General features: G+C 74.2%; 2 protein-coding genes. One reads left to right on the top strand and one right to left on the bottom strand.

Features of this window, described 5'->3' with window-relative positions; translation table 11 throughout:
- Window positions 1-218 precede the first annotated feature (218 nt).
- The gene (locus tag ACWGDE_RS36195) at window positions 219-2,195 is read right to left on the bottom strand and encodes an acetoacetate--CoA ligase (RefSeq protein ID WP_453393323.1); all 1,977 of its coding nucleotides are present in this window, start codon (window positions 2,193-2,195) and stop codon (window positions 219-221) included.
- 227 nt (window positions 2,196-2,422) lie between these two features.
- Between ACWGDE_RS36195 and ACWGDE_RS36190 the strand changes: the two genes are divergently transcribed.
- Window positions 2,423-4,813: a glycoside hydrolase family 31 protein gene (locus ACWGDE_RS36190; protein ID WP_453393322.1), complete on the top strand. Its 2,391-nt coding sequence runs from the start codon at window positions 2,423-2,425 to the stop codon at window positions 4,811-4,813.
- Window positions 4,814-4,837 lie beyond the last annotated feature (24 nt).

Genomic DNA, 4,837 nt, shown 5'->3' with positions numbered 1-4,837 from the left:
GTTGGTGTTGTTTTTTTGTATTTGCTCCCGCCTCGGATGGGAGCTGGAGGGCGTGGGTGCTGGTATGTGGGCGGCGCTGGGGGCGGCGCGGGGGGGGGGGGGGGGGGCCGCAACCCGCGGCGGTCCTGCTGTCGTTGGAGCGTGGCATGGTTCCCCCTGAGTGGCGCGATCATTTGCTCACTCACGGTAACGATGGCCACTGACAGTGACCCTGCCGATCAGCTCCGGGTGCGGGCGAGCTCCTCGTAGAAGCTCAGGAGCTCCAGGTTGTCGACGGAGCCGGGGTTGACCGCCTTGGCCATGGGAGCGCCCTGGAGGAGGCGCTTGACCGGGACCTCGATGCGCTTGCCGGTGAGGGTGTGCGGGATGCCCGGGACCTCGATGATCTCGTCGGGCACGTGGCGCGGGGAGAGCTCCTCGCGGATCGTCGCCTTGATCCGGGCGCGGAGGTCCTCGTCGAGGACAGCTCCGGGCACGAGGTGGACGAAGAGCGGCATCCAGTAGCCGCCGTTCGCCTCCTCCAGGCCGATGACCAGCGATTCCTTGATCTCCGGGAGCCGCTCGACGGCCTCGTAGATGTCGGCGGAGCCCATCCGGACGCCCTGGCGGTTCAGGGTGGAGTCGGAGCGCCCGTGGATGACGACGGAGCCGTGGTCGGTGATCGTGATCCAGTCCCCGTGGCGCCAGACGCCGGGGAACATCTCGAAGTAGCTGTCGCGGTAGCGGCTGCCGTCGGGGTCGTTCCAGAAGCGGATCGGCATGGACGGCATGGGGTTGGTGACGACGAGCTCGCCGACCTCCCCGGTGACGGGCTTGCCCGCGGGGTCCCAGGCCTGGAGGTCCGTGCCCAGGCAGGCGGCCTGGAGCTCGCCGATGTGGACCGGGAGGGTGGGGACGGCGCCGGCGAAGCAGCTGCAGACGTCGGTGCCGCCGCTGACGGAGGCGATCCACAGGTCCTCGGCCACCTCGTCGTGCAGCCAGCGGAAGCCGTCGGGCGGCAGCGGGGAGCCGGTGGTGGCCACGCACTTCACGGAGGAGAGGTCGAAGTCCCGGGAGGGATGGACTTCCGCCTTGCGGCAGGCCATCACGTAGGCGGCGGAAGTCCCGTACAGGGTGGCTTTGGTCCGCTCCGCGATGCGCCATTGGGCACCAGTGTCGGGGAATCCCGGGCTGCCGTCGTAGAGCACGACGGTGGTGCCGGTGAGCAGGCCGGAGACGAGGAAGTTCCACATCATCCAGCCGGTGGAGGTGTACCAGAAGAACCGGTCCTCGGGACCGAGGTCGCAGTGCAGGCCGATCTGCTTGAGGTGTTCGAGGAGGATGCCGCCCTGCGACTGGACGATCGCCTTCGGCAGTCCGGTGGTGCCGGAGGAGTAGAGGACCCAGAGCGGGTGGTCGAAGGGGACCGGCTCGAAGACCGGCTCGGCCTCGCCCGAGGTGAGGGCCGCCCACTCCAGGGCGCCGGCCGGGGCGGGCGTGCCGAGGAGCGGGATGTGGACGACGGCGCGCAGCGAGGGGAGGTCGGCGCGCAGCTCGGCGACGGTGTCGCGGCGGTCGTGCTCCTTGCCGCCGTAGCGGTAGCCGTCGACGGTGAAGAGGACCACGGGTTCGACCTGCTGGAAGCGGTCCAGGACGCTGCGGGCGCCGAAATCGGGGGCGCAGGAGGTCCAGACGGCGCCGACGGCGGCGGTGGCGAGGAGTGCGGTGACGGCCTCGGGGATGTTGGGGAGGTAGCCGCTGACCCGGTCGCCGGGGCGTACGCCGAGGGCGCGCAGTTCGGCGGCGAGCGCGCCGACCTGGCGGCGGAGCTCGGCCCAGGTGACGGGGGTGGGCTCGTGGGTCTCGTCCACGTGGAGCAGGGCCGCGTCCGCGGCGCGGGCCGGGTCCTCGGCGGCGCGCAGGGCGTGCTCGGCGTAGTTGAGGGTGGCGCCGGGGAACCACTGGGCGCCGGGCATGGACCGGTCCGCGAGGACGCTCTCGTACGGCGTGGTGAAGCGGACGTCGAACCATTCGGCGACGGCCTGCCAGAAGGTGTCGAGCTCGTCGACGGACCAGCTGTGCAGGGCCGGGTAGCCGCCTTCGGCGGGGGCTCCGTGGTGTTCGGCGGCCCAGGCCTGGAAGGCGGTGATCCGGGCCGCGGCGATCCGGTCGGGGCCAGGCGCCCAGAGGGGCTCGGGTGGGGTGGCTGCGGTCATGGGTCGGCTCCCGGTCACGTCTGCGGCTCGCGCTTCGTGGGCGTGTCGTGTGGTGTTCGTACGGTGCCACCGCGCGGGGGGTGTCCGCGCGAGGGCTCACAGGGACGATGCCACGTGATCGACATCCGCACCAGAGCCGTCATCGGCGGTCGGATGTGATCCTTTTGAGAGTGAACGGCAGTTGAACGCAGCCTGCTGGGCCGGGTGCCGGTGGCAGGGTGGGCGCCATGGACGGTCGTGAGCTGGTACGTGCGGTACGGGACCTCGGCAGTGAGCGGGGGCGGCGCGCCTGGCGCTCGGCCTGGCGCAACCGGCGCGTGGACGCGGCGGGGCTGGCGCCCCGGGGCGCGGAGCGGGCGCGGGTGCCGGGGCTGCTGACCGGTACCGAGCCGCGGCCGGGCGGTGGCGTGCTGCGGTTCACCCGTTCGGAGCTGCTGGTGCGGGTCACCGTGGGCGGAGCGGTGTTCTGGGGGTGGGACGGGGCCGCGCCCACGCCCTCGTACGCGGTGGTCGGCGACGGGCCGGAGCCCGATCCGCGCGCCGTGCTGGAGCCGGACACCGGGGGCGGCTGGCGGGTGGTCTCCGAGCGCGTGACGGTGGCGGTGTCCCGGCACGGGGCCGTCGAGGTGCGCACACCGGGCGGTACGGTGCTGCGCCGCGACCTGCCGCCGCGCTGGTGGGAGCCGGTGGACCCGGACGGGGACGGCGGGGAGCCGGCGGTGGACCCTGCCGGGGGTGGGCCGGCCGCGCGGTGGCTGCTGCGGAGCGAGGTCCCGGCGGACGCGCGGGTCTTCGGGCTCGGCGGGCGGTCGGCGGGGCCGCGCCTGCGGGACGGGTCCTACCGGCTGTGGAACACCGACCCCAAGGGCGGGTTCGGGCCGGGCGTGGACCCCCTGTACATCACCATGCCCGTGCAGCTGGTGGTCGCGGACGCCGGTACGCACCTGGTGTTCCACGACAACTCCTGGGACGGGCGGGTGGTGCTGCGGGAGGGCCAGGAGGGCGCCGGCTCCGGCGCGGACCGGCCTGGGTCGTGCGAACTGCGCATGGAGGGCGGCCCCTTGCGGTGCTGGGTCCTCGTGGGCCCGCCGGCGCGGGTGCTGCAGGGCTGGTCGGGGCTGACGGGCGGGGCGGCCGTGCCGCCGGAGTGGGCGCTCGGGTACCAGCACGCGCGGTGGGGGTTCGGCAGCGCCGCGGAGGTGCGCCGGATCGTGGCCGGGTACGCGGAACGGGAACTGCCGCTGTCGGCCCTGCACTTGGACATCGACCACTACGACGGCCACCGGGTCTTCACCGTGGACCGTGACACCTTCCCCGATCTGCCCGGCCTCGCCGGGGAGTTGTCGGGGGCGGGGGTGCGGCTGGTCTCGATCGTCGACCCGGCGGTCAAGGCGGGCGACGCGGTCCACACCTCGGGGCTGGCGGTCGGCGCGCACGGGGCCTTCGTACGGGACGCGGAGGGGCGGGAGGTCCGGGGGGAGGTGTGGCCGGGCGAGTGCGCCTACCCCGATTTCACCGATCCCGAGGCCCGGGAGTGGTGGGGCGGGCTGTACGAGGAACGCCTCGCGCAGGGCTTCGCCGGCGTCTGGCACGACATGAACGAACCGGTCTCCTTCGCGCCGTTCGGGGACCGGACGCTCCCCCGCTCCGCGCGGCACGTACTGGACGGGGCCGGCGGGGACCACCGGGAGGCGCACAACGTGTACGCGCTCGGGATGGCGCGGGCGGGCTGGGAGGGACTCGTACGGCTGCGCCCGGCCGAGCGGCCGTTCCTCTTCTCCCGGTCGGGGTGGGCGGGGATGCAGCGGTACGGGGGCACGTGGTCGGGGGACGTGGAGAGCACCTGGGGCGGTCTGCGGGCCTCGCTGGCGCTGGTCCTGGGGCTCGGCCTGTGCGGGGTGCCGTACTCGGGGCCCGATGTCGGCGGGTTCTGGGGTTCGCCCTCCCCCGAGTTGTACCTGCGGTGGCTCCAACTCGGCTCTTACCTGCCGCTGTTCCGGACCCATTCGGCGATCTGGGCGGGGCGGCGCGAACCCTGGGAGTTCGGGCCGCAGACCACGGAGGCGGCGCGGGCGGTCCTCGGCGAACGGGAGCGGCTGCGGCCGTACTTCGTGACGCTGGCCCACCTGGCGCGGCGGACCGGCGCCCCTTACGTGCGCCCCGTGTGGTGGGGGACGCCGGAGGACCGGGCGCTGCGGGACTGCGAGGACGCCTTCCTGCTGGGCGACGCGCTGCTGGTGGCTCCGGTGCTGGAGCGCGGGTCGGACCGGCGGGCGGTGCGGCTGCCCCGGGGGCGCTGGTACGACACCGCGACGGGCGCCGCGTACGAGGGTCCGGGCCAGGTGCTGCTGGACGCGCCGGTGGACCGCATCCCGGTGCTGGCACGGGCGGGTTCGCTGCTGCCGGTCCGGGCGCCCGACGGGTCGGTGGTCCTGGAGGCGTGGGCTCCGGCGCGGGGCCTCACGGGCGGCGGGGCGGTGATCCGCGACCCGGGCCCGGGGTTCGAGCCGGGCCAGGTGGAGCGGTACGCGGTGCGGTGGAGCGGGGACGCGGTGGTGGTGGAGGACGAGGCCGGGGAGCCGGTGGAGGGCGTGGTGGTGCGGGGGCTCGGAGCATAGGCCCGACCGGGGCCGGGTCCGGGG

It is taken from the genome of Streptomyces sp. NPDC054956 (genome assembly GCF_053609185.1).
Note: the sequence above shows the minus strand (reverse complement) of the source record. Positions and strands in the feature narration are given on the sequence as shown.